Origin of the sequence: Nocardia sp. NPDC050712, assembly GCF_040654295.1 — a bacterium.
Taxonomy (GTDB): Bacteria; Actinomycetota; Actinomycetes; order Mycobacteriales; family Mycobacteriaceae; genus Nocardia.
Genome location: NZ_JBFAHT010000006.1, coordinates 142,742 through 167,875 on the forward strand (window position 1 = coordinate 142,742; position 25,134 = coordinate 167,875).

Genomic DNA, 25,134 nt, shown 5'->3' on the forward strand with positions numbered 1-25,134 from the left:
CTGCCGGCTCGGCCGGCTCCCGGCCACCTACCGGAGGCCCGAAGTCCGACCGGGGCTGGTCGGAATCCTTGTCCCTATCACCCTCGGAGCCCACAACCAATCCTTTCCCCAGGACACACGTGTGGGGCGGTCGCGAACGACCGCCCCACCCGTTGAAACAGCTCGGCTCAGTACTGGACCGAACCACCCCACTGGGTGGTGATTCCACCGACGTTGACCGTCTGCGGCACCACATCGCCCGCCGGGATAATCGACGGCAGTGTAACGCGCGCGGCGGCTTCCAGGGCAGCGGCGCCGCCCGGCTGGGCCGCGACCCACTGCTCGACCGCGGCCTTGGCGGCATTGGCCTGGGTGGTATCCAGGACGAAGGAGTTCTTGTTGTCGGCCAGGCCCTCGCCACCGGTGTAGCTGGTGATCTTGATGGTGTTCGGGTCCAGGTACTCCACCGAGACACCGGCTTCACCGGCACCGGTCGGGGTGCGGTAGCCGATGGTGCCGACGTAGCCGGCCTGGTTGTTGAAGTGGTGGGTGTTGGCCACGAAGCCGGGCAGCAGCGCGCCGCCGTCAACGTTGGCGCCGACCTCGGTACGCGGGCCCGTCATCTCGACGACCGGCGCCGCGGGCGCGGACTGCAGGCGCGGGGCCTGCCAGCGCGGCGGCTCCTGCACCAGGTTCTCCGGCGAATCCGGCTGCTGCGCCGGGATGTTCGACTGCGGCCGGGGCTGGGGCTGGGTGGTGCCCGGCTGCGCCGGATTGGCCGGCGTGGCGGTGCCCGGGTCGGCCGGCTTGGGCGCGTTCGGATCGGCCGGATCGACGGCGACGGCCGGCTTGTCCTCGGCCTGCTGGCCGGGAACCGGCAGCGGCGCGACGCGCGGGGTGGTGACGCCCGGCTGGGTCGGGGTGGCCAGGCGCGGATCCTTCTTCGGATCCGGCTTGATCTCATCGGGATCCGGCGTGGTGATGCCCGGCTGGCTCGGCGTGGGCTTGCTCGGCTGCTGCTGGTCGGTCGGCGCGCCCGGCTCCGGAGCTGTCTCCGGCGTCTGCTCGGTGGTGCCCGGCTGCGCCGGTGCGGGTGCAGGAGTGGTGGGCGTGGTCGGTTCGTTCGGAACCGCCCCCGCCGGCGCCGCGAGCAGCGTGGCCACGGCAGCCGCAGCTGCCAGCGGCATCGTGGTCCCCGCCACCGCCCGCTGCGCTCGATTCGGCTTACGGTGTTTCACTGTCGATCCCTTTCGCACACGATCCCCGACGACCCGTGGGTCGAACGCGGTTCCTGTGGTGAAAGGACTTGCTCCCCCGCAACAGCAACTACGCGACCGCCCGCCGATCGCATCTCTGCGGGGAGTCAACCATAAGATCGTGGTATAGGCAACGCGGTGAAAACCGCGCGCCGCCAACCACACTGGGGAAAGTGCCGCGCGTCACCTCAAGGGAATGTTAATCCAGGTCGTCGTGCCGCATGAGCTGGCGGGCCGCCTCGGTCACCGAGCCGGTCAGCGAGGGGTACACCGAGAACGTCTGGGCCAGGTCGTTCACCGTCAGATTGTTCTGCACGGCAAGGGCGATCGGCAGGATCAGCTCCGAGGCGATGGGCGCGACCACCACGCCGCCGATGACCACACCGGTCGCCGGCCGGCAGAAGATCTTGACGAAACCGCGCCGCAGCCCGGACATCTTGGCGCGCGGATTGGTGTTCAGCGGCAGCATCACCGTGCGCGCGGGCACCTCGCCGTTGTCGATGGCCGTCTGGCTGACGCCGACGGTGGCGATCTCGGGGCGGGTGAACACCGCGGAGGCAACGGTTTTCAAGCGGATCGGCTGCACGCCCTCACCGAGCGCGTGATACATCGCGATGCGGCCCTGCATGGCGGCCACCGAGGCCAGCGGCAGCAGGCCGGTGCAGTCGCCCGCGGCGTAGATGCCGGGCACCGTGGTGCGCGAAACCCGGTCCACCCGAAGGTAACCGCCGCGGTCCAGTTCGATGCCGACGCGCTCCAGCCCGAGCCCGTCGGTGTTGGGGGTGGAGCCGACCGTCATCAGCGCGTGCGTGCCGGTGACCGTGCGGCCGTCGGACAGCTTCACCACGATGCCGTCGGCGGTGCGCTCCACCGCGTCGGCGCGCGCGTGCTTGACCAGTTCGACGCCGCGCTCGGCCAGCGCCTCCTCCAGCACCAGGGCCGCGTCGGCGTCCTCGCCCGGCAGCACCCGGTCCCGGCTGGAGACCAGCTTCACCTGCACACCCATCTCGGTGTAGGCCGAGACGAATTCGGCGCCGGTGACACCGGAACCGACCACCACCAGGGTTTCCGGCAGCTCCTGCAGATCGTAGAGCTGACGCCAGTTCAGGATGCGCTCACCGTCGGGCTCCGCGCCGGGCAGCACGCGCGGGCTGGCGCCGGTGGCGAGGAGCACCACCTCGGCCTCGATGATCTGCTCGGTGCCGGTGGCGAGCTTGGCCAGCACCCGGTGCGCGGCCAGCGGGCCGCCCGCGTCCAGGATCTCGCCGGTGCCCTGCAGCACCGACACCCCGGCGGCCTGCAACTTCGAGCGGATGTCGGCGGACTGCGCCAGCGCCAGCGCCTTCACCCGGGCGTTCACCTCGGGCATGTCCACGGTGGCCTGCTCGGGGTCCACCGTGATGCCCAGGTCCTTGGCCCGGCGCAGCGAGGTGCGCACGCCGGTGGAGGCGATGAAGGTCTTGGAGGGCACACAGTCCCACAGCACGCACGCGCCACCGATGCCGTCGCTGTCGATCAACGTCACCGAGGCACCGTGCTGGGAGGCGACCAGCGCCGCCTCGTAGCCGGCCGGGCCGCCACCGATGATGGCAATGCGGGTCATGGGTACCTCCGCTCGAGCTGTCGACCGGGATCTCCGGCGCTGACCAGTACAACGTTATCCGGCGAGCGCCTGGCAACTACGAATGACCCAACACGCCGCGCCCCCCGCCGGAAAAAACACAGTCTGGGCCGGATATAGGCGGTAAGGGTCCATTATTGGCTACCCTTTGCTACGTGCCGATCTACGCCGCTTACGGGTCGAACATGGACTCGTCCCAGATGCTCGAGCGCTGTCCGCACTCCCCCATGTCCGGAACGGGCTGGTTGGAGGGCTGGCGACTCACGTTCGCCGGCGACGATATCGGCTGGGAAGGGCCGCTTGCCACAGTCGTCGAGGACCCGGGATCCCGGGTGTTCGTCGTGCTCTACGACGTGTCCCCGGAGGACGAGCAGAGCCTCGACCGCTGGGAGGGATCCGATTTCGGGATCCACAAGAAGATCCGGCTGCGGGTCACCCGCAATCCGAACAACAACGCCGAGACCGTGCTGGCCTGGCTGTACGTGCTGGACGCCTACGAGGGCGGCCTGCCGTCTGCCCGCTATCTCGGAGTGATCGCCGACGCGGCCGAAAAAGCCGGTGCGCCCGAGGATTACGTGCACGCGCTGCGCACGCGCAACAGCAAGAATGTCGGGCCGGGCACCTTCGGCTGATAGGTCCCCTGAAACCACCGAAGGCCACCTACCGGAATCCGGGAGGTGGCCTTCGCCGTGTGAGCGGAATCTCAGCCCGCCTGCAGGATGATGTTGCTGAGCACCCGCACTCCGACCGAGAGCGCGCGCTCGTCGATGTCGAAGGTGGGCTGGTGCAGGTCCAGCTGCTCCCCGCGACCGGACCAGACGCCCAGGCGCGCCATCGCGCCCGGCACCTCCTCCAGGTACCAGGAGAAGTCCTCGCCGCCGCCGGACTGCAGGGTGTCGGCCAGCGCGTCCGGGCCCATGGCGCGGATCGCGGACTCGAACATCCGGGTGGACTGCTCGTCGTTGACCACCGGCGGCACGCCGCGGCGGTAGTTCAGCTGGTACCGCACGCCCGTCGGGGCGAGCAGGCCGTCGACGATCTCGTGCACCATCGGCTCCAGCAGGGACCAGGTCGCGTGGTCGCCGGTGCGGACCGTACCGGTGAGCATGCCGGTCTGCGGAATCGCGTTGGGCGCCTTGCCCGCCGAGACCGCGCCCCACACCATCACGGTGCTGGTGCGCGGATCGATGCGGCGGCTCAGCAGGCCCGGCAGGCCGGTGATGACGGTGCCGATCGCGTAGACGAGATCGCTGGTCAGATGCGGGCGCGAGGTGTGCCCGCCGGGCGAATCCAGCACCAGTTCGACGGTGTCGGCGGCGGAGGTGATCGCGCCGACCCGGACCCCGACCCGGCCCACTTCCAGGCGCGGATCGCAGTGCAGCGCGAAGATGCGGTCCACGCCCTCCATCGCGCCGGCCGCGACCATGTCGATCGCGCCGCCCGGCATGACCTCCTCGGCGGGCTGGAACACGAAGCGCACGCCGACCGGCAGATTCATCTCCGCCAGCGCGAGCGCGGTGCCGAGCAGGATCGTGGTGTGCGCGTCGTGCCCGCAGGCGTGCGACACACCGGGAACGGTGGAGGCGAAGGACAGCCCGGTGAACTCCTGCAGCGGCAGCGCGTCCATATCGGCGCGCAGGCCGATGCGCGGACCATCGGACGGGCCGATATCGCAGATCAGGCCGGTGCCGCCGGGCATCTTCTGCGGGCTGAGCCCGGCCTTGGTGAGCCAGGAGGAGATGAACTCGGTGGTGCCGAACTCGGTCCGGGACAGTTCCGGGTTGGCGTGAATGTGCCTGCGCCACTGGACCAGATCGACCGCGTGCTCGGCCAGCCAGGCCTCGATGGCCAGGCGGCCTGCGGCCGCGGTGTCGAGGACGGCGCGTGGCCCCTTCGTGCGTAGCAACGCTTCCGCGGCGTCCACACCGGCCACCATTGCCTCGTGGGCCGCCGCGGTTCCCGTCACCGGGCTCGAACCGCCGGTACTACTCACCGAATGTCCTCCTGTCGTTGAGCCGTTGCAACAACCTGTCCCTATGTACGTCATCGCGAGCGATCGCCACAGCGGTACGCGCCAGCGCCAGCGCGCCGTCGACGACGGCGCGATCAGCCGAGGCATTGATGCTCGCCGCCGCGAAACCGGGCTGGTGGGTCACCGCCCCTTCGGCGTCGATGCCGATAACCGGGTGGATGCCCGGGATGACGTTGGTGACGTTGCCCATATCCGTGCTGCCGAGCGGTCGCTGCGCCTCGAGTTCCGGTGCGATCGGCACCCGGCCCAGGTCGGCGATCTGCTCGCGATAGGCACACAGTAGTGCCGGATCGGGCGTCAGCTCGGTATATGTCGGTGCGAGCGTCCGGATTTCGTGGGTGCAGCCGGTCGCGAGGGCACCCGCCTCGAAGCAAGCCGACGCGCGTTGCATCAGTTCGTCGAGGGATGCGGAGTCGACTGCGCGTAGGTAATACAGCAGTTCCGCACGTCCGGGCACGATGTTCGGGGCTACGCCACCGTTACCGACTATACCGTGGAGTTGCTGACCCGGCCGGATATGTTGACGTAGCAAACCAATCGCAACCTGCGCGACGGTCACCGCGTCCCCGGCGTTGCGCCCGCGTTCCGGCGCGGCGCTGGCATGGGCTTCCTGCCCGTGGAACACGATCTCGAGATCGGCCAGCGCCAGGGAATGCGCGCCGACGATGTCGGTCGGCCCGGGGTGCACCATCATCGCCATCGCGACGTCGTCGAAGGCGCCGCGCTCGAGCATCAGCACCTTGCCGCCGCCGCTCTCCTCGGCCGGCGTGCCCAATACCTGGACGGTGAGGCCGAGCTCGTCGGCGAGTTCGGCCAGACCGAGGGCCGCGCCGACCGCGCTGGCGGCGATGATGTTGTGCCCGCAGGCGTGGCCGAGGCCGGGCAGCGCGTCGTATTCGGCGCAGAGCGCGACGGTCAGCTCGCCGCTGCCGAAGCTGGCGCGGAAGGCGGTGGGCAGTTCGGCGATGCCGGTCTCGATCCGGAAACCGCGTTCGGCCAGCGGCTCGACGGTCTTGGCGACGCTACGGAATTCCTCGAAGGCCAATTCCGGCTCGGCATGGATGCTGTGCGAGAGATCGATCAGCCGCGCCGCGGCGGCCCGCACCGCTACATCGGAGCGGGTGCCGTCCACCGCGGGGCGCCCGGCACGGAGCTTGCCGGGCGGCTCGGGATGACCGCTGCGCGGTGGTGGCATGGAACACAGTGTCGCACTGGTGTGCAAATCGGGCGCGGGCTGCGTCCCCCGGCCCGCGCCGACGGGGAGTTATCCGGCGGCGAACGCCAGGTTCTCCGGGCTGGTCGCGACCTCGAGGCCGGCCAGGGCCTTGGCGTGCAGCGCCCGCTTGATGATCGGCAGGTTCGGCTTGCGGTTGCCGGCCAGTGCCGCGGCGCGCGCGACAGCGGTGCTCAGCAACACCTCCGCATCGGCTTTCTCGTCCACGATGCCCGCGGCGATGGCCTGGTCGGCGGCGAAACGGTGGCCGGTGGTCATGGCCAGCACGCAGACCTGGTTGTCCAGGCGTTCGGTCAGCAGCGCGTTCATGCCGACGGTGAAGGGCATGCCGAGGTTCACCTCGGGCAGGCACCAGAAGCCGCGGTCGGCGCGCATCACGCGGAAGTCGTTGGAGGTGGCCAGCATCGCGCCGGCGCCGAAGGCGTGGCCGTTGAGCGCGGCGACGGTCGGCAGCGGGAAGGTCAGCAGCCGGGTGTAGAGCGAGTGCACCCGGTCCAGGTACCAGTGCATCCGGTCCAGATTGCCGAACAGCCAGTCGGTGTCCAGGCCGTTGCTGAAGAACTTGCCGGTCGCGGTCGTGACCAGCGCGGCCGGGCCTTCCGACGCCTCGACCTCGTCGAGCAGGCCGTGCACCTGATCGATCCAGTCCGGGTGGAAGCGGTTCTCGTTGTCGGTCTGCCCCTCGATCCCGAGGTACAGGACGAACACATCACCTTCTCGTTCCAGGTACGGCATGCAGGCAGCGTATCCCGGCCGCCGCCGCGTTCCTACTCACGGGTAGCAAGTTTCCGGGAAGTGGGGAGCCGACCGACCGGGCATCGGCGATGCAACCCGACTATCGTGAACTTCATGCTTGCCGAAACGGCCGCTCAGGCTATCGCCGAACGAACTGGAGTCGACCAGCACCGGGTCGCGGTGGTGCTGGGATCGGGGTGGCAGGAGGCGGCCGCGGAGATCGGCGCGCCCGCCACGTCGGTGCCCATGCCGGAACTGCCCGGCTTCGGAACCCCCAGTGCGCAGGGCCATGTCGGGATGGTGCATTCGGTCCCCGTGAACGAGAAGAACGTGCTGCTGCTGATGGGCCGCCAGCACCTGTACGAGGGCTACCAGCCGGGCGAGGTGGTGCACCCGGTGGCGGCCGCGGTCGCGGCGGGCGCGGAGATCGTGCTGCTCACCAATGCCGCGGGCGGGATCCGGGCCGGGCTGGCCGTCGGCGAGCCGGTGCTGATCAGCGATCACCTCAATCTCACCGGCCGCACGCCGCTGGCCGGCGCCACCTTCGTCGACCTGGTCGACGCGTGGGATCCCGAATTGCGCGCGCTGGCACGCGAAGTCGATCCGAGCCTGACCGACGGCGTGTACGCCGGGCTGACCGGCCCGCAGTACGAGACCCCGGCCGAGATCCGCATGCTGCGCACCATGGGCGCCGATCTGGTCGGCATGTCGACGGTGCTCGAGGCCATCGCCGCCCGCGCGCTCGGTGTGCGCCTGCTCGGCATCTCCCTCGTCACCAACCTGGCCGCGGGCATCTCCGGCGCGCATCTGTCGCATGCCGAGGTGCTGGCCGAGGGCCAGGCCGCCGCACCGCGCCTGGGCAAACTGCTGCGCGGCGTGCTGGAGCGGCTGTAGATGCTGCGGTTCGGCACGGCCGGTCTGCGCGGGCCGCTGCGGGACGGCCCCGACGGCATGAACGTGGCGACGGTGTCGCGGGCCACCGCGGGCCTGTGCGTCTGGCTGCGCGGGCGCTGCCTGGGCGGCGGCACCGTGGTGGTGGGCCGCGACGCCCGGCACGGCTCCGCCGAATTCGCCACCGCGACCGCGGAAATCTTTGCCGCGGCGGGTTTCCCGGTGCTGCTGCTGCCCGAGCCGGTGCCGACGCCGGTGGTCGCCTACGCGGTGCGTGAGCTGGGCGCGGTGGCCGGCGTCCAGATCACGGCCTCGCACAATCCCCCCGCGGACAACGGCTACAAGGTGTACCTGGACGGCGGCTCCCAGCTGATCGCGCCCGCCGACGCCGAGATCGAACGCTGCATCGAGGCGGTCACCGGGCCCATCGAGCGGCAGCCCGTCATCCCGGCCGACGACGATCTGGTGCGGCGCTACCTGGACCGGGTGGGCCGGCTGCGGGAACTGATCGGCGGCCCCGGCACGCGCGCCGAGGTCCGGATCGCCCTGACCGCGCTGCACGGCGTCGGCGGTGCGATAGCCGTAAAGGCTTTGGCGGCAGCTGGTTTCACCGATGTGCACGTGGTGCCCGAGCAGTTCGAGCCGGATCCGGACTTCCCCACCGTCGCGTTCCCCAACCCGGAGGAGCCCGGCGCCACCGACCTGCTGCTGGCGCTGGCCGAGCAGGTGGGCGCCGACGTCGCGATCGCGCTCGATCCGGATGCCGACCGGTGTGCCGTCGGCGTCCGGAGCACTACGGGCTGGCGGATGCTGCGCGGCGACGAAACCGGTGTGCTGCTCGCGGATTGCGTGCTGGGCACTGCGGCGCCGGACGCCTTGGTCGCCACCACGATCGTGTCCTCGCGGCTGCTGTCGAAGCTGGCCCCCGCGCGGCGCGCCCGCTACGCCGAGACCCTCACCGGCTTCAAATGGCTGGCCCGCGCGGGCAACGGCCTGGTCTACGCCTACGAGGAGGCCATCGGGCACTGCGTCGACCCGGCCGCGGTGCGCGACAAGGACGGCATCTCCGCCGCCGTCGTCACCGCCGACCTGGTGGCGCGCCTGAAGGCGCGGGGCCGCACACTGCTCGACGAACTCGACGACTACGCCCTGGAATTCGGCCTGCACGCGGGCGCGCAGGTCTCGCTGCGGCTGGCCGACGCGGCGGCCGCCGCCGCGGTGGTGGACCGGCTGCGCACCGGCCCGCCCGGCGAGATCGCGGGCGAGCCGGTGAAATACACCGACCTGGCGCAGCTGCGCGGCCGGATGCGCACCGACGCACTGGTGTTCGAGGGCGCGAGCCTGCGCCTGGTGATCCGGCCGTCGGGCACCGAGCCGAAACTCAAGTGCTACGCCGAGGTCGTCGAGCCGGTCCCCGACCGCGCCGCCCTCCCTGCGGCGAAAGACACTGCCGCGCAACGGCTTGCCGAGATCGCGGAGTTCTGCCGCCGGTTGTAGCGATCAACGCGGCCCGAACTGGCGGTCGCCCGCGTCACCCAGACCCGGGACGATGTAGGCGTTCTCGTTCAGCCCGGCGTCGATCACGGCCGTCACCAGCCGCACCGGAAGACCCGAATCCTCAAGCGTGGCAATGCCTTCCGGGGCGGCGACCACACAGATCGCGGTGATGTCGGTGGCGCCGCGAGCCGCGAGCAGTTCCAGGGTGTGGCGCATGGAACCGCCGGTGGCCAGCATCGGATCGAGTACGTAGACCGGCAGACCGGCCAGATCCTCGGGCAGCGACTGCATGTACGGGACCGGCTGGTGGGTGTCCTCGTCGCGCGCGATGCCGACGAATCCGACTCGGACGTCCGGGATCATCTCGACGGCGGTGTCGATCATGCCGAGCCCGGCCCGCAGCACCGGCACCAGCAGCGGCGGCTGCGCCAGCCGCACACCCTCGGTGAACGCGACCGGCGTGGCGATCTCGAACCTGGTCACCGGGGCCTCGCGCAGGGCCTCGTAGACCAGGACCCGGGTGAGATCGCGCAGCGCCGCGCGGAAGGCCGCGTTGGGCGTCCGCGCGTCGCGCAGAGTGGTCAGTAAGGCGGCGGCAAGTGGGTGATCCACGCTGTGCGTACGCATGCGGAAACGATAAGGTCGTAGCCGAGCTCGACGCGAGCGTTCATCGGGTGGGGTCATCGGGAATTTTTTTTCGACGGGCTGGAACCGAATCACAAGGCCGCGCGTCGAACTAAGTGGATGACGTACTCTGCCTGGGAAGAAACGGATGGGGGAAGCACAAAATGGCACGTAATTTTTCGGCCGACGCCGAGGGCATCGCCGCTTACAGCGCGAACGCCGAGGTGATGGCCACCGAGATGACCGCCGCCGCCGCGAGCGCCGCGGGTGGCACGCCCGCTCTCCTCGGTCCGATCATGGGGTTGATCGGCGGGGATTTCATGGCCGCGTATTCCGCGGCGCACGCCGGGCAGGTCGCCACCATCGCGCAGCTCTCGGCGGTGCTCTCCAGCATGGGCGTTGCCACGGGGGCGGCCGCCGGCGCGATCACCGAACAGGATCTGAGCACCGCGGCGGCGTTCAAGTCCGCCGATCTGGACGGATGAACCGGTGATCGACATCAATCTGCTGGCCCAGCCGCTGCTCAGCCTGCTGTCCAGCTTCGGCTCGGGTGTAGTGCCCTCCGGCGGCGCCTCCGACGCGCTGACCTCGGCGTCCTCCGCTCTCGAGCAGCTGCACACACTGGGCAAGAGCAGCATCAACCAGCTCAACACCGCCTTCGACGGCGCCACCGCCGATTCGGCCACCGCCAAGGCGCTGCGGGTGCAGGCCTCCTCCGCGCAGACCTCGGATTCGCTGACCGAGATGGCCACGGTGGTGAATCAGGCTGCCGCACAGGTGGAAACGGGCCAGAAGGAGCTCGACACCGTCGTCCAATCCTTCGTCAGCAACGCGACCAGCCTGCTGCCGACCCTCACCACCCCGGTCGGCCTGACGGCGCTGGTGAGCACCGCGATCGATCATCTCAATCAGGGCATCTCGGTGGTCAACAAGACCCAGGGTGAACTGAAGACCTCCACCGCGAGCATGAACGAGCTGACGCCCGCGCCCTCCACCGCGCCCGCGTCCACCAACACCAACCTGCTCAGCACGGCCAAATCCGCGCTGGACAGTCTGACCAGCGGCACCGGCGGCCTGGCCAGCAGCGCGCTGAGCACGGGCACCTCCTTGCTGACCAGCGCCACCAAGGGCTCGACGACAAAGACCGCGACCTCGACACCCAGCGCCTCGAACACCTCGACCGCCAAGCAGAACACCGGCGAGGTCAAGACCGAGAAGACCGAGAACGGCGGCGTGAAGATCACCCTGCCGGACGGCAGCGTGGTGGAGGCGCCGAACGAGAAGGCCGCCAAGGCGGTCACCTCGGCGCTGACGGCCGTCGGCACGCCCTACGTCTGGGGCGGCAACGACCCGAACAGCGGTATCGACTGCTCCGGCCTGACCAAGTGGGCCTACAGCGAGGCCGGCGTCGAACTGCCGCGCCTGGCCCAGGAGCAGCACATCGGCCACCAGCAGGTCTCACCCGGCGATCTGCAGCCCGGCGACCTGGCCGTATGGGACGGCCACGTCGCCATGGTCATCGGCAACGGCCAACTCGTCGAGGCCGGCGACCCGGTCTCGGTCAGTTCCATCCGAACGGAGAACATAGGTATGGAGTTCTACGGCTTCTACAGGCCTACCGAATGAGTCAACCGCAGCAGATTCCGAACGTCACCGTGGCGGCCAGCCAGAACCGGTCCGGCACCATCGCGGTGCGCGCCACCGACCAGGGCATGCCGGTCGAGATCAAGTTCGAGCGCACCGAATACCGCTACGGCGCACAGGCGCTCGCCGACGAGATCCTGCGCCTGACCAAGCGCTCCGCCATCGCCGCCCGGGCCCGCCGCCGCGAGGTCCTGGCCGAGTCGGGCATCTCCGGCGAGGTGCTGGACAAGCTGGGCCTGCCGACCCGGCAGCAAGCGGTCGACGAGCTGGACCGCATCGATGACGCCGACACTGGACAGACGAGCTGGATGAGGCCGGTCTAACTGATGAGTGCAGAAATGGACGCGCTGGTCGCTAACGCGACCGCGAAGCTGGAAGCCCTCGAGGCCGCGCTGTACGGCCTCAAGCAGGTGCGCGGCAGCTTCACCACCGAGGACGGCGCGGTCAGCGTCGAGGTGGACAGCGACGGCGCGATGGTGGGGCTGCGGCTCTCGGAGGCGGTCACCTCGATGGCGCCCGCCGACGTCTCCCAGCTCATCGTCTGGGCGTGCCGCCAGGCCGCCGAGGACGCGGGCGGGCAGCGCTCGAACGTCATTGCCGCGCTGAACGAGTCGTTCGAACCGGCCGGAACGGACGCTTCGGGCGCCGTTGGGGGCAGGCCGGATAGTGCCTGACGCGGCGAGTCGTTAGGCTTCCGCTCATGGCTTCTGGAGACATCGTCCCGATCGAGCTCGGCCTGACCGACGGCGATCTCGTCACACTGTGGGCACCGCGCTGGCGCGACGGTGACGACGAGTGGGAGGCGTTCCTCGGACACGAGGACTCGCTCTACGGTTTCGAGTCCGTCGCGGAGCTGGCCGCGTTCATCCGGACCGACGCCGACAACGACCTCGTCGACCATCCCGCGTGGAAGGTTGTCGCAGGTCTGTCGGCGGCGGAGCTGGAGCCCGAGGACGCCCACTCCTACGATCTGGTGGCGGTGCCGGAGCTGGCAGCCGGTGATCCCGATGTGGACACCGTCGCCGAGCTCGAGGACACCCTGTCGATGGTGCGCAACATCGGCGAGGTGTGCGAGCTCGAGGTGGTCACCAAGTTCTTCGGTTCGCACCCGTCGCTGGGCGCGCTGGCCGCAGGCGCGAGCTACTTCGCCGACCGTGAGGGCGAGGAGATCTGGGACCAGATCGGCGCGGCCATCGTCAAGGACTGGGACAACGTCCTGGACGCCGTCGACTCGGTGGTCTCCACCCCCGAGGTCGACAAGGCCGCCGTGGCGGTCGCCGAGGCCGAACTGCTGGCCGCCGAGGAGAACGTCGTCGACGCCGACGATGTGGCCGACAGCGACGAGGAAGAAGAGTTCGAGACCGTCGACCTGACCAAGGATGACGAGGACGACGACGAAGAGGACGAGGATTCGTTCTGGAACGACGTCGGCATCGACCCGGTCAAGATCGTCACCGCCGAGGGCACCTACTTCACGCTGCGCTGCTACCTCGACGACGAACCGATCTTCCTCGGCAAGGACGGCACCATCTCGGTGTTCGGTTCCGAGCGCGCGCTGGCTCGGTACCTCGCCGACGAGCACGAGCACGACCTGTCCCGGGTCAGCACCTACACCGACGTGCAGACCGCGGCGGTGGACGGTTCGCTCGAGGTCGAGGTGACCGACGAGAACGTCTACGTGCTGCCGGGTCTGGCCGATGATCTGGGCGAAGGTCCGGACGCGGTCGATTTCGAGCAGCTCGAGCTGGCGGTGGAGTTGTTCACCGACGCCTCCGATTACGCCGAGGACGACGCGGTCGAGCAGGCGCTGGCGGTGTCGACGCCGCTGGGCTGGTACGTGTCCTACCTGCTCAACCCGGATCCGTCCCGGATGGCCCCGAACCCGCCCTACGACGCGGAGTCCAAGGCCTGGCGCGAGTTGGAGCGCAACTTCGAGTCGCGGCTCGAGCAGCAGAAGTAGTTCTACGGCGAAAGACCCCGGCTGCCTCGGCGGCCGGGGTCTTTTCCTATACGGAGAGCCGGATCCAGATCTGTTCGGCGCGGCCGAGCAGGCGTTCGTCAGAGCCGTAGACGGCGGTGGCGGCGAACGACTTGCGGCCCTGATCACCGTGGTTCTGCCCGACGACCACGCATTTCTCGCCGACCGCGGGCAGGTCGTACACGGCCGCGGTCATCGAGCCGAGCAGAGCGGGACGCTCGAACATGCCGTCCAGGGACCAGCCGCCGGGACAGTCCATGGCGGCCCACAGCAGTTCGGTGCCGATCGGCAGGCTGTCATCCGGTGACCACGGCGCGGCGACCAGCCCGGCGCCGATGGCGCCGGCTTCGATCCGTAGCCCGTCCGCGCGGCCGCTGCCGCAGACGAAGCAGGACGCGAACATCTCGTTGCTCTGATACGAGCCCGCCGCCGCCTCCGCGCGCTGGTACGGAACCGGTTGCGGCACATCGCGTTCGAACGCACCGGCCCGGGACTCGGCGATCAGCGTCGCACCGTCGAAGAGGTTTCCGTCCCGCACCCGCAACTCGGTCTCCAGCGGCGGCTTGTTCCGCAGCATGACCGTCACCACCGGCGCCGGGTGGCGCTGGGCCAGCAGGCCGCCCACATATCCGCCGTTGCCGGAGCCGGGCGGCCCGTTGAAGCGCCGCGCAATCTGAAACACCGTCATGTTCACCCACGCTATCGGGCCCGCCGGGCGAGTCCGGCGGGGCTCCCTCCAGATCGCCGCCGCACCGCGCGAACGTTTCACGCGGCGCGGCGCGGCGCGGCGGGCGGGATCAGCCCAGCAGCACGGCGTACCCGGGCTTGATGATGTCGTCGATGATGCGCAGGCGCTCCGGGAACGGGATGAACGCCGACTTCATCGCGTTGATGGTGAAGCGCTCCAGATCCGACCAGCCGTAGTCGAAAGTCTGCACCAGTTTCAGCATCTCCTGGCTCATGCTGGTGTCGCTCATCAGGCGGTTATCGGTGTTGACGGTGACGCGGAACCGGAGCCGGGCCAGCAGGTCGAACGGGTGCTTGTCCAGCGAGGGCACCGCGCCGGTCTGCACGTTGGACGACGGGCACAGCTCCAGCGGGATGCGCTGGTCGCGCACGTAGTTCGCGACCAAGCCCAGTTCGGCGTCCGCGATCGCGCCGGGCACCTGGATGTCGTCGGTGATCCGGACCCCGTGGCCGAGCCGGTCGCACCCGCAGAACGCCAGCGCCTCGTGGATCGAGGGCAGGCCGAACGCCTCGCCGGCGTGAATCGTGAAGTGCGCGCTGTTGGCCCGCATGTACTCGAAGGCGTCGAGGTGGCGACTCGGCGGATAACCGGCTTCGGCACCGGCGATGTCGAAGCCGCCGACGCCGCGGTCGCGCCAGCGCACGGTGAGTTCGGCGATCTCGCGCGAGCGTGCCGCGTGCCGCATGGCGGTGAGCAGGCAGATCACCACGATCGGGTGGCCCGCGGCGGCCGCGAGCCGCTCACCCTCCCGGAAACCGGCGAGGGTGTGCTCGACCACCTGGTCCAGGGTCAGGCCCGCCTCCAGGTGCTGCTCCGGGGCGAAGCGCACCTCGGCGTAGACCACGCCGTCCGCGGCGAGATCCTGCGCGCATTCACTGGCGACGCGGCGCAGGCCCTCGGGTGTCTGCATGACGGCCACGGTGTGGGCGAAGGTTTCCAGATACAACTCCAGGGAACCGCTGTCGGCGGCATCCCGGAACCAATTGCCCAGGGTGACGGCATCATTGGCGGGTAGTTGGTCGTAACCGCAATCGGCGGCGAGCTCCAGCACGGTCGCGGGCCGCAGACCACCGTCGAGGTGGTCGTGCAGCAGCGCCTTGGGAGCTTGGCGGATCGAGGCAAGGGTCAAAGGCATCGGTCCTGTCATGCACACACGCTAGCCCCAGAATCCCGTCCCGGCACCCCGGTTCGTGGACGTCGTCACATCATCGGGCCATGTGATTGTGCTCTCCTCAGCGGGCGATCCGATCCAGGAGCACCGGAGTCGCGGGCTTCGCGTCGGCGGCCCCGATGTCGAACGCGTCCGTGACGGCCGCGAGCGCGCCCGGGAACGCCGCCGGGGTGTCGGTGTGCAGGGTGAGCAACGGCTGCCCCGCCGTGACGGAATCCCCTGGCTTGGCGTGCATCTCGACGCCCGCGCCGAACTGCACCGGATCGCCCTGGCGGGCCCGGCCCGCACCGAGCCGCCAGGCGGCCAGGCCGACGCCCATCGCGTCCAGCCGGGTGAGCACGCCGTCCCGCGGGGCCCGCACGGTTTCGGTGTGCCGCGCGGTCGGCAGCGGCGCGTCCGGGTCGCCGCCCTGCGCGCGCACCATGGCCCGCCAGTGGTCCATCGCGCGGCCGTCGGCGAGCACCTCCGCGGGGTCCACGTCGAGCCCGGCCAGCGCCACCATCTCCCGGGCCAGCGCGAGAGTGAGTTCGACGATGTCGGCGGGGCCGCCGCCGGCGAGCACCGCCACCGATTCGGCGACCTCGAGGGCGTTGCCCGCGGTGCGGCCCAGCGGGGTGTCCATCGCGGTCAGCAGCGCCACCGTCCGCACCCCGGAATCGGTGCCCAATTCGACCATCGCCGTGGCCAATTCGCGGGCGTCGTCGAGGGACTTCATGAAGGCGCCCGCCCCCACCTTGACGTCGAGCACCAGCGCCGCGGTGCCCTCGGCGATCTTCTTGCTCATGATCGAGCTGGCGATCAGCGGGATGGACTCGACGGTCCCGGTGACATCGCGCAGCGCGTAGAGGCGCTTGTCGGCCGGAGCCAGGTCCGCGCCCGCCGCGCACACCACCGCGCCGATCTCCGGGTCCGCCAGGATCTCGCGCATCCGGGCCACCGGGACGTCGGCCTGCCAGCCCGGGATCGACTCCAGCTTGTCCAGGGTGCCGCCGGTGTGGCCGAGGCCGCGCCCGGACAGCTGCGGTACGGCCGCGCCGCAGGCGGCCACCAGCGGGGCGAGCGGCAAAGTGATCTTGTCCCCCACTCCCCCGGTCGAATGCTTGTCCACCGTGGGCCGGGCCAGATCGGTGAAGTCCATCCGGCTGCCGGAGTCGATCATCGCGGCGGTCCAGCGCGCCGTCTCGCGCCGCGTCATGCCGCGCAGCAGGATCGCCATCGCCAGCGCGCTCATCTGCTCGTCCGCGACCGCGCCGCGGGTGAACCCGTCCACCACCCAATCGATCTGCGCGTCCGACAGCTCGCCGCCGTCCCGCTTGGTGGTAATGATCGAAACCGCGTCCAGTGCCGTCACATTCGCCAGTCTGACATGAGGCGGGCTGGAGCCCTGGTTCTTGTCGGGGGGCTCCGATAGCCTCTGCGCATCAACGGTTCGAAGGTTTGGGGGTTCTGGCATGACAACGAGCAACATCGACCGCCGGTTCGAAAGACTCGAAACCCGCGTCGTCGATATCAAGAACGCGCACGGGGAGTCGCTGCTCGACCTGCGGCAGCGGGTGACCGGTCTGGAGATCTGGGCGGACCGCGCCACCGATCACATGAACGGATCGGGGGAAACCCTGCGGCTCATCGCCGAACACCTGGGTATCCGCCCGGCCCCCATGCCGGCGATTCGCCTGGCGACCAAGGAAGAGGTCGAGGCGGCTCTCGAAGCCGACTGCTGAGCGTCTAGAGCTGCCCGGCGTCCAGGTCGTCCGGCCCGAAGGCGTCGGGCAGCAGTGCCCGCAGCGGCTGCGGCCCGTCCTTGTGATCGATCAGCAGCTCCGGCCCGCCGTGCTCGTAGAGCAGCTGGCGGCAGCGGCCGCAGGGCATCAGTTTCTCGCCCCGGGAATCGGTGACGGAGACGGCGATCAGGCGGCCCCCACCACCCGAATGGAGGTTACCGATGAGTACACATTCGGCGCAGAGGCCCAATCCATATGAGACATTTTCCACATTGCAGCCGCTCACAATTCGGCCATCCGAGCTGAGAGCCGCAGCGCCGACCGGAAACCGCGAGTACGGTGCATAGGCATTGCGCATGACTTGGATTGCATTGCTACGCAGTACATTCCAGTCGATTTCCGCCATGCGGCACCTTCCGTTCATCGGGCCGGAGGAGCCCGCGACGAGGCTCCGGCGCACCCCGAAACAGCGTGAATGAGGTAAACCTAACTCGCTCAAATGTAGCGCAACGCACGGCACGCCGAATTAGTTCCGGCATAAGTAGGGGATTAGAGTCCACAACAGATCGGTTCAGGTTCCCGGCGGCGGGCCAGCGCTTCAGGAACAAAGCGCAGCCACCTGGGCAATTAGCCCCTCCCGCAGTCGGAAACAGGACCTGTAACCGGGTCCATCAACGACGTTGGAGGCACCGCACTCTATGACCACGATAGAAGCTCCGGCCCCGCCGAAGCGGAAGTTCACGCTGTATCGAGGCGACCCGGGTATGTGGTCCTGGGCGCTGCACCGGATCACCGGTGTCACCATCTTCTTCTTCCTCTTCGTACACGTCTTGGACACCGCCCTGGTCCGGGTCAGCCCCGACACCTACGACCAGGCCATCGAGACCTACAAAAACCCGCTCGTCGCCCTGATGGAGATGGGTCTGGTCATCTGCGTGCTGTTCCACGCGCTCAACGGCGTCCGGGTCATCCTGGTCGACTTCTGGGCCAAGGGCCCGAAGTACCAGACGGTGATGCTCTGGGTCATCCTCACGCTGGTCGCCCTGCTGGCCATTCCCGCTATCGGCCGCATGTTCTTCTACCTCTTCACGGAGCACTGACATGAGCGCACCTGTCATCGGGAAGTCCTATGATCGCCCCGCGAGCCTGGACCTGCCGCGCTCGCCGCGCGCGCGCTCCAACAACAACTTCGAGAAGTACGCGTGGCTGTTCATGCGCTTCTCCGGCCTGCTGCTGATCGTGCTCGTGCTCGGCCACATGACGATCATGCTGCTGCTCGACGGCGGCGTGAAGCGCCTGAACTTCGCCTTCGTGGCGGGCCGCTGGTCCTCCCCGTTCTGGCAGATCTGGGATCTGACCATGCTGTGGCTGGCCCAGCTGCACGGCGGCAACGGCCTGCGCACCGTCATCGACGATTACTCGCGCAAGGACTCCACCCGCTTCTGGCTGAAGGCAGCGCTGGCCGTCTCCATGATTCTGATCATGGGCGTCGGCACCTACGTCATCTTCACCTTCGACCCCAACATCAGTTAGGAACAGGCACCCCTCGTGAGTGAATCGCGGATTCAGGAGCATCGCTACGACGTCGTGATCGTCGGTGCCGGTGGCGCCGGCATGCGCGCGGCGATCGAGGCCGGGCCCCGGGCGCGCACTGCCGTGCTGACCAAGCTGTACCCGACCCGCAGCCACACCGGCGCGGCACAGGGCGGCATGTGCGCCGCCCTGGCGAACGTCGAAGAAGACAACTGGGAATGGCACACCTTCGACACCGTCAAGGGTGGTGACTACCTGGTCGACCAGGACGCCGCGGAGATCATGGCCAAGGAGGCCATCGACGCGGTGATGGACCTGGAGAAGATGGGCCTGCCGTTCAACCGGACGCCCGAGGGCAAGATCGACCAGCGGCGCTTCGGCGGCCACACCCGCGATCACGGCAAGGCGCCGGTCCGCCGCGCCTGTTACGCCGCCGACCGCACCGGTCACATGATCCTGCAGACCCTCTACCAGAACTGCGTCAAGCACGACGTGGAGTTCTACAACGAGTTCTACGTGCTCGACCTGGTCATGGCCGACACCGATCGCGGCTCCGTCGCCACCGGTGTGGTCGCCTACGAGCTGGCCACCGGCGATATCCACGTCTTCCACGCGAAGTCGATCGTGTTCGCCACCGGCGGTTCGGGTCGCATGTACAAGACCACCTCGAACGCGCACACGCTGACCGGTGACGGCATGGCGATCGTGTTCCGCAAGGGTCTGCCGCTGGAGGACATGGAGTTCCACCAGTTCCACCCGACGGGCCTCGCGGGCCTGGGCATCCTGATCTCCGAGGCGGTCCGCGGCGAGGGCGGCATCCTGCGCAACGCCTCCGGCGAGCGCTTCATGGAGCGCTACGCCCCCACCATCAAGGACCTCGCGCCGCGCGACATCGTCGCCCGCTCGATGGTGCTCGAGGTGGCCGAGGGCCGTGGCGCCGGGCCGAACAAGGACTACGTCTACATCGACGTGACCCACCTCGGCGCGGACGTGCTCGAGGAGAAGCTGCCCGATATCACCGAGTTCGCCCGCACCTACCTGGGTGTGGACCCGGTGCACGAGCTGGTGCCGGTCATGCCGACCTGTCACTACGTGATGGGTGGCATCCCGACCCGCATTCGCGGCGAGGTGCTGCGCAACAACACCGATGTGGTGCCCGGCCTGTACGCCGCCGGCGAATGCGCCTGCGTCTCGGTGCACGGCTCGAATCGGCTCGGCACCAACTCGCTGCTCGACATCAATGTGTTCGGCCGGCGCGCGGGTATCGCCGCCGCCGAGTACGCGCTGCGCAGCGAGTTCGCCGACATGCCGGAGAACCCGGCGCAGATGGTGCAGGACTGGCTGGCGCTGATCCTGTCCGATCACGGCAACGAGCGCGTGGCGGATATCCGCAGCGAACTGCAGGCGACCATGGATGCCAACGCGGGCGTGTTCCGCACCGAGGACACCCTCAAGCAGGTTCTCACCGACATCCACGACCTCAAGGATCGCTACACGCGGATCACCGTGCAGGACAAGGGCAAGCGCTACAACAGCGACCTGCTCGAGGCCGTGGAGCTGGGCTTCCTGCTGGAGCTGGCCGAGGTCACCGTGGTCGGCGCGCTCAACCGCAAGGAATCGCGCGGCGGCCACGCCCGCGAGGACTACCCGGACCGCGACGACACCAACTACATGCGCCACACCATGGCCTACAAGACCGGTCCGGATCTGATCTCCGATATCCGGCTCGATTACAAGCCGGTGGTGCAGACCCGTTACGAGCCGATGGAGCGTAAGTACTGATGACTGCTGTCGCTGAAACCCCGCAGAAGGCGGCTCCGGTTCCCGAGGGCTCGGTCATGGTCACCATCAAGGTGGCCCGGTTCAACCCGGAGGACGGCCAGGGCGCGCACTGGGAGTCCTTCCAGGTGCCGGTCCTCTCGACCGACCGCTTCCTGAACGTGCTCATCTACATCAAGTCCTACCTGGACGGCACGCTCACCTTCCGGCGGTCCTGCGCGCACGGTGTGTGCGGTTCGGACGCCATGCGGATCAACGGTGTGAACCGGCTGGCCTGCAAGGTGCTGATGAAGGACATGCTGCCCAAGAACGGCAAGCCGCTGACCATCTCCGTCGAGCCGATCCGCGGCCTGCCCGTGGAGAAGGACCTCGTGGTCAACATGGAGCCGTTCTTCGACGCGTTCCGCGCGGTGAAGCCGTACCTGATGACCTCGGGTAACGAGCCCACCCGCGAGCGCATCCAGAGCCAGGCCGACCGCGCCCGGTTCGACGACACCACCAAGTGCATCCTGTGCGCCTGCTGCACCACCTCCTGCCCCGTGTACTGGAGCGACGGCAGCTACTTCGGCCCGGCCGCGATCGTGAACGCACACCGCTTCATCTTCGACAGCCGTGACGAAGGCGCCCGCGAGCGCCTGGACATCCTCAACGATGTCGAAGGCGTGTGGCGCTGCCGCACCACCTTCAACTGCACCGACGCCTGCCCCCGCGGCATCGAGGTCACCAAGGCCATCCAGGAAGTCAAGCGCGCCCTGCTCTTCACGCGCTAGATCCGGCCCCACGCGAAGGCCGCCCGCATCGAAAGACGCGGGCGGCCTTCGTCGTCGGCGGACTATGGCGCGCCGGCCACCTGCTGGCGGGCGCGAGCGGCTCGGAGCGGGGTGTCGTCGTCCATGGTGGCGAAGAACGCGCCGATCACGTCTTCGATTTCGGCGATCGATTCCGCGCAGTACAGGACCGGCTGGTAGTGGGTGATGTCGTAGGTGGCGGTGGCCATTTCGACGACGTCGAGGGGGCGGAGTTCGACGTCGGGGAGTTCGCTGATCTCGCCGTAGGAGGAGAGCAGGCCGGCGCCGTAGCAGCGGACTTCGCCGTGTTCGCGAACGACGCCGAATTCCATGGAGAACCAGAAGACGTCGGCGAGGAACTTCAGGGCCCGGTCGGTGCTCAGGCGGGCGACGGCCTCGCCGACCGTTTGGTAGATGGCGGCGAAGCGCGGGCTGGCGATCTGGTTGGCGTGGCCGATGATCTCGTGGATGGCGTCCGGTTCGGGGGTGTAGAGCGGGGCGGAGTGGTGGCGGATGTACTGGGTGGAGTGGAAGATTCGGTCGGCGAAGGAGCCGAAGAATTCGCGCAGCGGCACCAGGCCGGCGGCGGGGACATAGCGAAACCCACTGAGCGGGAACAACTTCGCCGACACTTCGTCGAGTTGCGGGATGTGATCGCCGGGCAGGTCCAGCCGCGCCGCGGCGTCCAGCACCTCCTGGCAGGCAAAGGTCTCGTGCTTGCGCGCGAGCTCGTAGGAGACCGTCCGCCACACCTGTTGTTCTTCCTCGGTGTAGGCGATGCGGGGCAGCGGCTTTCCGGGTGCGTACTCGAGCGCCAGCGCGGCGATGGCGTTGCGACGGGCGCGGTAGTCGGGATCGCCGACACCGGGATGCTCGTCGCTGAGGTGCACCGTCACATCGCCGTCGCCGCTGCGGGTTACGGGCGAATACAGCTGAGCTTCGGTGAACATAACCTCGATGCAAGCACCGCCCGGCCGCCGCGACAACGAAAGCCCGTCCAGCTGGGCAAAATGCCTAGTTGAGCGACCTGTCGAGCGGAGTTACCGGCGGGTACAGATCCGCGCCCGCGCGGCCCGTTTGCCAGCGCGCCGAACCGCGTGACGCGGCGCGGCCGCAGGGCTCGGGCGCGGCGGGTCAGCGCATCTTCGCAACCTTCACCGACCGATTTGCCGCATATGAGCGGGCGCATGACGCAAGATGGCGAAAGTCCTGTGGCGAGGCCACAACGAAGGAGGACGGCATGCGCTCCGTACGGATCGATCTCGACCAGAAGCTGCTGGCCGCGGCGGCCGCCATCATGGGCACCGACGCGACCGAGGCCACCATCAACGAGGCGCTGCGCCGAATCGTGGTGCACGAGCGGCAACTTCATCATCTGGAGCGCATCGCGTCGGCGGTACTGTGCCCGCTACCGGCGCTGGACACGGCGGCCGCGGTCGAGGCCTGACGGGGCTATCCCGTCGGCGGCCGGGTGGTCGTCGGTGTGGCCGAGGGGGTGGCCGACGGCGTCGGCTGCGCGGTAGCGGTCGGCGTCGGGGCGGCACTCTCGGCGGGTTTCGCGCACCGGGTGTCGGGTGGTGCGACGAGGTCGGTCAGATACTTCACCACCGGATCGTCGACACACGAGACGCCGTCGAAGGTCGCGCCGTGCTGGAACCCCTCGTAGGTGATCAGCGACGCGCCCATCGCCTTCGCTAGATTCACGCCGCCCTGATACTCCGTGGCGGGATCGCCGGTGGTGACGACCACGACCGTCTTCGGCAGGCCCGGCGCGTGGAACTGGTGCGGTTGCGTGCTGGGCGGCACCGGCCAGAACGCGCAGGTGTCCAACGGGATCTGGTCCGGGAGATCGCCGGTGTCGAAAATCGGCCCGGCGGCCCGGTATCTGCGTTCCAGCTCGGTGGCGGTCGCGCGGTCGGTGACCCGGCGGTCCTCCAGGCAGAGCACGGCCTTGTGCACGTAGTCGCCGTTGTCGCCGCCCGGCTGGAACGCGTCCTCGGGGGTGAACGTGCCGCCGCTCGCGACGGCCGCGAGCACCTCGGTCACCTGCGGCCAGAACCGCGGGTGGTACAGCCCGCTGATGACCAGGCTCAGCACATCGTTGTAGCTCAGCTTTCCGGCATCCGCGGACGCGGGCCGATCGAGCAGCGGCTGCACCAGCTTGCGGAACGCCTCGGTGGTGCGGTTCGGATCGGTGCCCAGCGGGCAGGTCGGCGTCTTCGCGCAGTCCGCGGCGTAGCCGTCGAAGGCCTGCTGGAACGCGGCGCCGTCGATCACCGGGTCGTCGATATTGCGCGCCGGGTCGATGGCGCCGTCGAGCACCATCGCGCGCACGCGGGCCGGGAACAGCTCGGCATAGGTCGAGCCGAGGCGGGTGCCGTAGGAGACGCCGAAGTAGGTCAGCTTGTCGTCGCCGAGCGCGGCGCGCACGACATCGATATCGCGGGCCACGTCGACGGTGCCGACGTGGGCGAGCAGGTCGATCCCGGACTGCTGCACACACGAGCCGGCGTAGTCCTCGTTCTCCTCTTCGATCTGGTCGATCTCGCCCCAGGCGTTGCTGAAGCCGAGCAGTTGCCGCTCGATCGCGAGTTGTTCGTTGCCGCGGCAGCTCAGGCGCGGCATCGACGCGCCGAGACCGCGCACGTCCATGCCGATCATGTCGAAGTGCTGGGCCAGCGGCGTATCGGCGAGGGCCAGCGGCATTTCCAGGCCGGGAACACCCGGCCCGCCGGGGTTGGTGAGCAGCGAAGCGACCTTGGTGCCGCGAGCGCGCAGCCGGGACAGGGCGATGCGCGCGGTGTCGCCGTCGGGGTCCGCGTAATCGATGGGCACCACCACGCGGGCGCAGTCCATCGACGCCTTGACCAGGTCCGCGCCGCCCTCGTAGTCCGTGCAGGGACCCCAGGTGAGCTGCTGCTGGTAGAAGCGATCCAGAGTCGGCGCGGGCGGCGCGGCGACGGGTGCGCTGGTGCAGGCCGCGGCGAGCAGCGCGGCGGCGGCGACAACGATCCGCGGGCGGAATCGGATCGATTCCGCGGTTGCCTTGCGGCGTATGAACATTCGCAATCCCTCAGGTCCGGCTGTGCACAGTCTGCCGGACCGCGGGCGGACCGCAATCGGAGAGGCCCGCGCGGGGCGCCCCTGATCCCGCCCGGAGCTGTCGGTGGGGCCTGGCATGATTCGAGTTCTCCAACACGCGAGGGGGTTTGAGATGTCGGTCCCGATTGCGAATCTGCCTTTCCGGCAACGGCCGCGGGAGCGGTTGCTCGAGCTCGGCCCGCACGCGCTGAGCGACAGCGAGTTGCTGGCGTTGCTGCTCGGTCAGGGCCGGCGCGGGGCGAGCGTGCTGGAGCTGGCGGCCGAGTTGCTCGCCGAGCACGGCGGCGTCGCCGGGCTGGCCGAGGCCCGGCCCGAGGAGCTGGCCCGCCGCACCGGCATCGGCACCGCCAAGGCCGCCACCATCATCGCCGCCTTCCATCTCGGCGCGCGGGCCCGGCACAGCGTCGACACCGCGGTCCGGCTGGAGAGCGCGGCCGATGTGGTGGGCGCGGCCCGCCCGCTGTTCGCGGGCGCCCGGGTGGAGCGGCTGCTGGTGCTCGTCTGTGACGCGCAGAACCGCTTGCGCCGCCAGGTCTTCGTCGCCGAGGGCGCCATCGATCAGGTGACGATTCCGGTCCGGGAGATCCTGAACACGGTGCTGCGGCACGACGGGCGCGCCTTCGCCCTGGTGCACAACCATCCCTCCGGCGACCCGTCCCCCAGCCTCGACGACCGCCGGGCCACCGCGCTGCTCATCGACGCCGCCCACACCGTCGGGCTGCGCTTCCTCGACCACGTGGTGCTCGCGGGCGAGCAGTGGAGTTGCGCGTTGCCACTGCTGCGGGTCGCCGACTGAGCGGG

At 69.2% G+C, this 25,134-nt stretch carries 27 protein-coding genes; 15 read left to right on the forward strand and 12 right to left on the reverse strand.

Features of this window, described 5'->3' with window-relative positions:
- Positions 1 to 167 precede the first annotated feature (167 nt).
- On the reverse strand, positions 168 to 1,217 hold the full coding sequence (locus AB0H76_RS36155) for a hypothetical protein (RefSeq protein ID WP_357331713.1): 1,050 nt from the start codon (positions 1,215 to 1,217) through the stop codon (positions 168 to 170).
- 217 nt (positions 1,218 to 1,434) lie between these two features.
- On the reverse strand, positions 1,435 to 2,838 hold the full coding sequence (locus AB0H76_RS36160) for an NAD(P)H-quinone dehydrogenase (protein ID WP_357331714.1): 1,404 nt from the start codon (positions 2,836 to 2,838) through the stop codon (positions 1,435 to 1,437).
- A 173-nt stretch (positions 2,839 to 3,011) separates the two neighbouring features.
- Between AB0H76_RS36160 and AB0H76_RS36165 the strand changes: the two genes are divergently transcribed.
- Positions 3,012 to 3,488, forward strand: coding sequence for a gamma-glutamylcyclotransferase (locus tag AB0H76_RS36165; RefSeq protein ID WP_356973981.1), 477 nt, complete (start codon positions 3,012 to 3,014; stop codon positions 3,486 to 3,488).
- A 71-nt stretch (positions 3,489 to 3,559) separates the two neighbouring features.
- Here the strand turns inward: AB0H76_RS36165 and AB0H76_RS36170 are convergent, their stop codons facing one another.
- The 3 genes from AB0H76_RS36170 to AB0H76_RS36180 form a co-directional block, all read right to left on the reverse strand.
- Positions 3,560 to 4,849 carry a M20 family metallopeptidase gene (locus AB0H76_RS36170; protein ID WP_357331716.1) on the reverse strand — a complete coding sequence of 430 codons (1,290 nt, stop codon included), beginning with the start codon at positions 4,847 to 4,849 and terminating at the stop codon, positions 3,560 to 3,562.
- Positions 4,842 to 6,083 (reverse strand): M20 family metallopeptidase, encoded by a 1,242-nt coding sequence (locus AB0H76_RS36175; RefSeq protein WP_357331718.1) that lies wholly within the window; start codon positions 6,081 to 6,083, stop codon positions 4,842 to 4,844. Before AB0H76_RS36175 ends, AB0H76_RS36170 begins: the two co-directional genes overlap by 8 nt.
- A 69-nt stretch (positions 6,084 to 6,152) precedes the next feature.
- Positions 6,153 to 6,857: an enoyl-CoA hydratase-related protein gene (locus tag AB0H76_RS36180; RefSeq protein WP_357331719.1), complete on the reverse strand. Its 705-nt coding sequence runs from the start codon at positions 6,855 to 6,857 to the stop codon at positions 6,153 to 6,155.
- A gap of 114 nt (positions 6,858 to 6,971) precedes the next feature.
- Between AB0H76_RS36180 and AB0H76_RS36185 the strand changes: the two genes are divergently transcribed.
- Positions 6,972 to 7,751 (forward strand): purine-nucleoside phosphorylase, encoded by a 780-nt coding sequence (locus tag AB0H76_RS36185; RefSeq protein WP_357331721.1) that lies wholly within the window; start codon positions 6,972 to 6,974, stop codon positions 7,749 to 7,751.
- Positions 7,752 to 9,245 carry a phospho-sugar mutase gene (locus tag AB0H76_RS36190; RefSeq protein WP_357331723.1) on the forward strand — a complete coding sequence of 498 codons (1,494 nt, stop codon included), beginning with the start codon at positions 7,752 to 7,754 and terminating at the stop codon, positions 9,243 to 9,245.
- A gap of 3 nt (positions 9,246 to 9,248) precedes the next feature.
- Here AB0H76_RS36190 and upp read toward each other — a convergent pair whose 3' ends face one another.
- A complete protein-coding gene (upp, locus tag AB0H76_RS36195; RefSeq protein WP_357331725.1) occupies positions 9,249 to 9,872 on the reverse strand; it encodes a uracil phosphoribosyltransferase in 624 nt (207 codons plus the stop codon).
- A gap of 161 nt (positions 9,873 to 10,033) precedes the next feature.
- Between upp and AB0H76_RS36200 the strand changes: the two genes are divergently transcribed.
- The 5 genes from AB0H76_RS36200 to AB0H76_RS36220 are packed head-to-tail and all read left to right on the forward strand — an operon-like array spanning position 10,034 to position 13,473.
- Complete coding sequence (locus tag AB0H76_RS36200; RefSeq protein ID WP_357331727.1) at positions 10,034 to 10,354, forward strand: hypothetical protein; 321 nt, start codon at positions 10,034 to 10,036, stop codon at positions 10,352 to 10,354.
- A gap of 4 nt (positions 10,355 to 10,358) precedes the next feature.
- Positions 10,359 to 11,495, forward strand: coding sequence for an NlpC/P60 family protein (locus AB0H76_RS36205; protein WP_357331729.1), 1,137 nt, complete (start codon positions 10,359 to 10,361; stop codon positions 11,493 to 11,495).
- Complete coding sequence (locus AB0H76_RS36210) at positions 11,492 to 11,836, forward strand: hypothetical protein (protein WP_357331731.1); 345 nt, start codon at positions 11,492 to 11,494, stop codon at positions 11,834 to 11,836. Before AB0H76_RS36205 ends, AB0H76_RS36210 begins: the two co-directional genes overlap by 4 nt.
- Positions 11,837 to 11,839: 3 nt before the next feature.
- Entirely contained in the window at positions 11,840 to 12,187 is a 348-nt protein-coding gene (locus tag AB0H76_RS36215; protein ID WP_357331733.1) for a YbaB/EbfC family nucleoid-associated protein, read from the forward strand.
- Between the two features lie 26 nt (positions 12,188 to 12,213).
- Positions 12,214 to 13,473 carry a primosomal protein gene (locus AB0H76_RS36220; RefSeq protein WP_357331735.1) on the forward strand — a complete coding sequence of 420 codons (1,260 nt, stop codon included), beginning with the start codon at positions 12,214 to 12,216 and terminating at the stop codon, positions 13,471 to 13,473.
- A gap of 46 nt (positions 13,474 to 13,519) precedes the next feature.
- Here the strand turns inward: AB0H76_RS36220 and AB0H76_RS36225 are convergent, their stop codons facing one another.
- The 3 genes from AB0H76_RS36225 to AB0H76_RS36235 form a co-directional block, all read right to left on the reverse strand.
- Positions 13,520 to 14,179, reverse strand: a complete 660-nt coding sequence (locus AB0H76_RS36225) for a hypothetical protein (RefSeq protein WP_357331737.1) — start codon at positions 14,177 to 14,179, stop codon at positions 13,520 to 13,522.
- Between the two features lie 109 nt (positions 14,180 to 14,288).
- Positions 14,289 to 15,386, reverse strand: coding sequence for an adenosine deaminase (locus AB0H76_RS36230; protein WP_357331739.1), 1,098 nt, complete (start codon positions 15,384 to 15,386; stop codon positions 14,289 to 14,291).
- Between the two features lie 85 nt (positions 15,387 to 15,471).
- Positions 15,472 to 16,761 carry a thymidine phosphorylase gene (locus tag AB0H76_RS36235; protein WP_357331741.1) on the reverse strand — a complete coding sequence of 430 codons (1,290 nt, stop codon included), beginning with the start codon at positions 16,759 to 16,761 and terminating at the stop codon, positions 15,472 to 15,474.
- A gap of 100 nt (positions 16,762 to 16,861) precedes the next feature.
- Between AB0H76_RS36235 and AB0H76_RS36240 the strand changes: the two genes are divergently transcribed.
- Entirely contained in the window at positions 16,862 to 17,131 is a 270-nt protein-coding gene (locus AB0H76_RS36240) for a hypothetical protein (protein ID WP_357331743.1), read from the forward strand.
- 4 nt (positions 17,132 to 17,135) lie between these two features.
- On the opposite strand, the gene AB0H76_RS36245 is transcribed toward AB0H76_RS36240, so the two are convergent.
- On the reverse strand, positions 17,136 to 17,537 hold the full coding sequence (locus AB0H76_RS36245; RefSeq protein WP_357331745.1) for a cytidine deaminase: 402 nt from the start codon (positions 17,535 to 17,537) through the stop codon (positions 17,136 to 17,138).
- 292 nt (positions 17,538 to 17,829) lie between these two features.
- On the opposite strand from AB0H76_RS36245, the gene sdhC reads away from it, so the two are divergent.
- The 4 genes from sdhC to AB0H76_RS36265 are packed head-to-tail and all read left to right on the forward strand — an operon-like array spanning position 17,830 to position 21,213.
- Positions 17,830 to 18,231 carry a succinate dehydrogenase, cytochrome b556 subunit gene (sdhC, locus tag AB0H76_RS36250; RefSeq protein WP_357331747.1) on the forward strand — a complete coding sequence of 134 codons (402 nt, stop codon included), beginning with the start codon at positions 17,830 to 17,832 and terminating at the stop codon, positions 18,229 to 18,231.
- A 1-nt stretch (position 18,232) separates the two neighbouring features.
- Positions 18,233 to 18,664: a succinate dehydrogenase hydrophobic membrane anchor subunit gene (locus tag AB0H76_RS36255; RefSeq protein ID WP_357331749.1), complete on the forward strand. Its 432-nt coding sequence runs from the start codon at positions 18,233 to 18,235 to the stop codon at positions 18,662 to 18,664.
- Between the two features lie 30 nt (positions 18,665 to 18,694).
- Positions 18,695 to 20,446, forward strand: coding sequence for a succinate dehydrogenase flavoprotein subunit (gene sdhA, locus AB0H76_RS36260; RefSeq protein WP_357332208.1), 1,752 nt, complete (start codon positions 18,695 to 18,697; stop codon positions 20,444 to 20,446).
- Positions 20,446 to 21,213: a succinate dehydrogenase iron-sulfur subunit gene (locus tag AB0H76_RS36265; RefSeq protein ID WP_357331751.1), complete on the forward strand. Its 768-nt coding sequence runs from the start codon at positions 20,446 to 20,448 to the stop codon at positions 21,211 to 21,213. The genes sdhA and AB0H76_RS36265 overlap by 1 nt, the downstream gene beginning before the upstream one ends.
- 62 nt (positions 21,214 to 21,275) lie before the next feature.
- On the opposite strand, the gene AB0H76_RS36270 is transcribed toward AB0H76_RS36265, so the two are convergent.
- Complete coding sequence (locus tag AB0H76_RS36270; RefSeq protein WP_357331753.1) at positions 21,276 to 22,181, reverse strand: phenylalanine 4-monooxygenase; 906 nt, start codon at positions 22,179 to 22,181, stop codon at positions 21,276 to 21,278.
- 290 nt (positions 22,182 to 22,471) lie between these two features.
- Between AB0H76_RS36270 and AB0H76_RS36275 the strand changes: the two genes are divergently transcribed.
- On the forward strand, positions 22,472 to 22,678 hold the full coding sequence (locus AB0H76_RS36275; protein ID WP_357331755.1) for a type II toxin-antitoxin system VapB family antitoxin: 207 nt from the start codon (positions 22,472 to 22,474) through the stop codon (positions 22,676 to 22,678).
- 5 nt (positions 22,679 to 22,683) lie between these two features.
- Here AB0H76_RS36275 and AB0H76_RS36280 read toward each other — a convergent pair whose 3' ends face one another.
- The gene (locus AB0H76_RS36280; RefSeq protein ID WP_357331757.1) at positions 22,684 to 24,294 is read right to left on the reverse strand and encodes an alpha/beta hydrolase; all 1,611 of its coding nucleotides are present in this window, start codon (positions 24,292 to 24,294) and stop codon (positions 22,684 to 22,686) included.
- Positions 24,295 to 24,445: 151 nt separating this feature from the next.
- On the opposite strand from AB0H76_RS36280, the gene radC reads away from it, so the two are divergent.
- Positions 24,446 to 25,129, forward strand: coding sequence for a DNA repair protein RadC (gene radC / locus AB0H76_RS36285; RefSeq protein WP_357331759.1), 684 nt, complete (start codon positions 24,446 to 24,448; stop codon positions 25,127 to 25,129).
- Positions 25,130 to 25,134 lie beyond the last annotated feature (5 nt).

What these genes read in the sequence shown, in the direction of transcription:
- AB0H76_RS36160 (WP_357331714.1), bottom strand. Translation starts at nt 2,838, where the DNA reads ATGACCCGCATTGCCATCATCGGTGGCGGCCCGGCCGGCTACGAGGCG.
- AB0H76_RS36175 (WP_357331718.1), bottom strand. Translation starts at nt 6,083, where the DNA reads ATGCCACCACCGCGCAGCGGTCATCCCGAGCCGCCCGGCAAGCTCCGT.
- AB0H76_RS36180 (WP_357331719.1), bottom strand. Translation starts at nt 6,857, where the DNA reads ATGCCGTACCTGGAACGAGAAGGTGATGTGTTCGTCCTGTACCTCGGG.
- AB0H76_RS36185 (WP_357331721.1), top strand. Translation starts at nt 6,972, where the DNA reads ATGCTTGCCGAAACGGCCGCTCAGGCTATCGCCGAACGAACTGGAGTC.
- AB0H76_RS36190 (WP_357331723.1), top strand. Translation starts at nt 7,752, where the DNA reads ATGCTGCGGTTCGGCACGGCCGGTCTGCGCGGGCCGCTGCGGGACGGC.
- upp (WP_357331725.1), bottom strand. Translation starts at nt 9,872, where the DNA reads ATGCGTACGCACAGCGTGGATCACCCACTTGCCGCCGCCTTACTGACC.
- AB0H76_RS36200 (WP_357331727.1), top strand. Translation starts at nt 10,034, where the DNA reads ATGGCACGTAATTTTTCGGCCGACGCCGAGGGCATCGCCGCTTACAGC.
- AB0H76_RS36210 (WP_357331731.1), top strand. Translation starts at nt 11,492, where the DNA reads ATGAGTCAACCGCAGCAGATTCCGAACGTCACCGTGGCGGCCAGCCAG.
- AB0H76_RS36215 (WP_357331733.1), top strand. Translation starts at nt 11,840, where the DNA reads ATGAGTGCAGAAATGGACGCGCTGGTCGCTAACGCGACCGCGAAGCTG.
- AB0H76_RS36220 (WP_357331735.1), top strand. Translation starts at nt 12,214, where the DNA reads ATGGCTTCTGGAGACATCGTCCCGATCGAGCTCGGCCTGACCGACGGC.
- AB0H76_RS36225 (WP_357331737.1), bottom strand. Translation starts at nt 14,179, where the DNA reads ATGACGGTGTTTCAGATTGCGCGGCGCTTCAACGGGCCGCCCGGCTCC.
- AB0H76_RS36230 (WP_357331739.1), bottom strand. Translation starts at nt 15,386, where the DNA reads ATGACAGGACCGATGCCTTTGACCCTTGCCTCGATCCGCCAAGCTCCC.
- AB0H76_RS36240 (WP_357331743.1), top strand. Translation starts at nt 16,862, where the DNA reads ATGACAACGAGCAACATCGACCGCCGGTTCGAAAGACTCGAAACCCGC.
- AB0H76_RS36245 (WP_357331745.1), bottom strand. Translation starts at nt 17,537, where the DNA reads ATGGCGGAAATCGACTGGAATGTACTGCGTAGCAATGCAATCCAAGTC.
- sdhC (WP_357331747.1), top strand. Translation starts at nt 17,830, where the DNA reads ATGACCACGATAGAAGCTCCGGCCCCGCCGAAGCGGAAGTTCACGCTG.
- AB0H76_RS36255 (WP_357331749.1), top strand. Translation starts at nt 18,233, where the DNA reads ATGAGCGCACCTGTCATCGGGAAGTCCTATGATCGCCCCGCGAGCCTG.
- AB0H76_RS36265 (WP_357331751.1), top strand. Translation starts at nt 20,446, where the DNA reads ATGACTGCTGTCGCTGAAACCCCGCAGAAGGCGGCTCCGGTTCCCGAG.
- AB0H76_RS36270 (WP_357331753.1), bottom strand. Translation starts at nt 22,181, where the DNA reads ATGTTCACCGAAGCTCAGCTGTATTCGCCCGTAACCCGCAGCGGCGAC.
- AB0H76_RS36275 (WP_357331755.1), top strand. Translation starts at nt 22,472, where the DNA reads ATGCGCTCCGTACGGATCGATCTCGACCAGAAGCTGCTGGCCGCGGCG.
- AB0H76_RS36280 (WP_357331757.1), bottom strand. Translation starts at nt 24,294, where the DNA reads ATGTTCATACGCCGCAAGGCAACCGCGGAATCGATCCGATTCCGCCCG.
- radC (WP_357331759.1), top strand. Translation starts at nt 24,446, where the DNA reads ATGTCGGTCCCGATTGCGAATCTGCCTTTCCGGCAACGGCCGCGGGAG.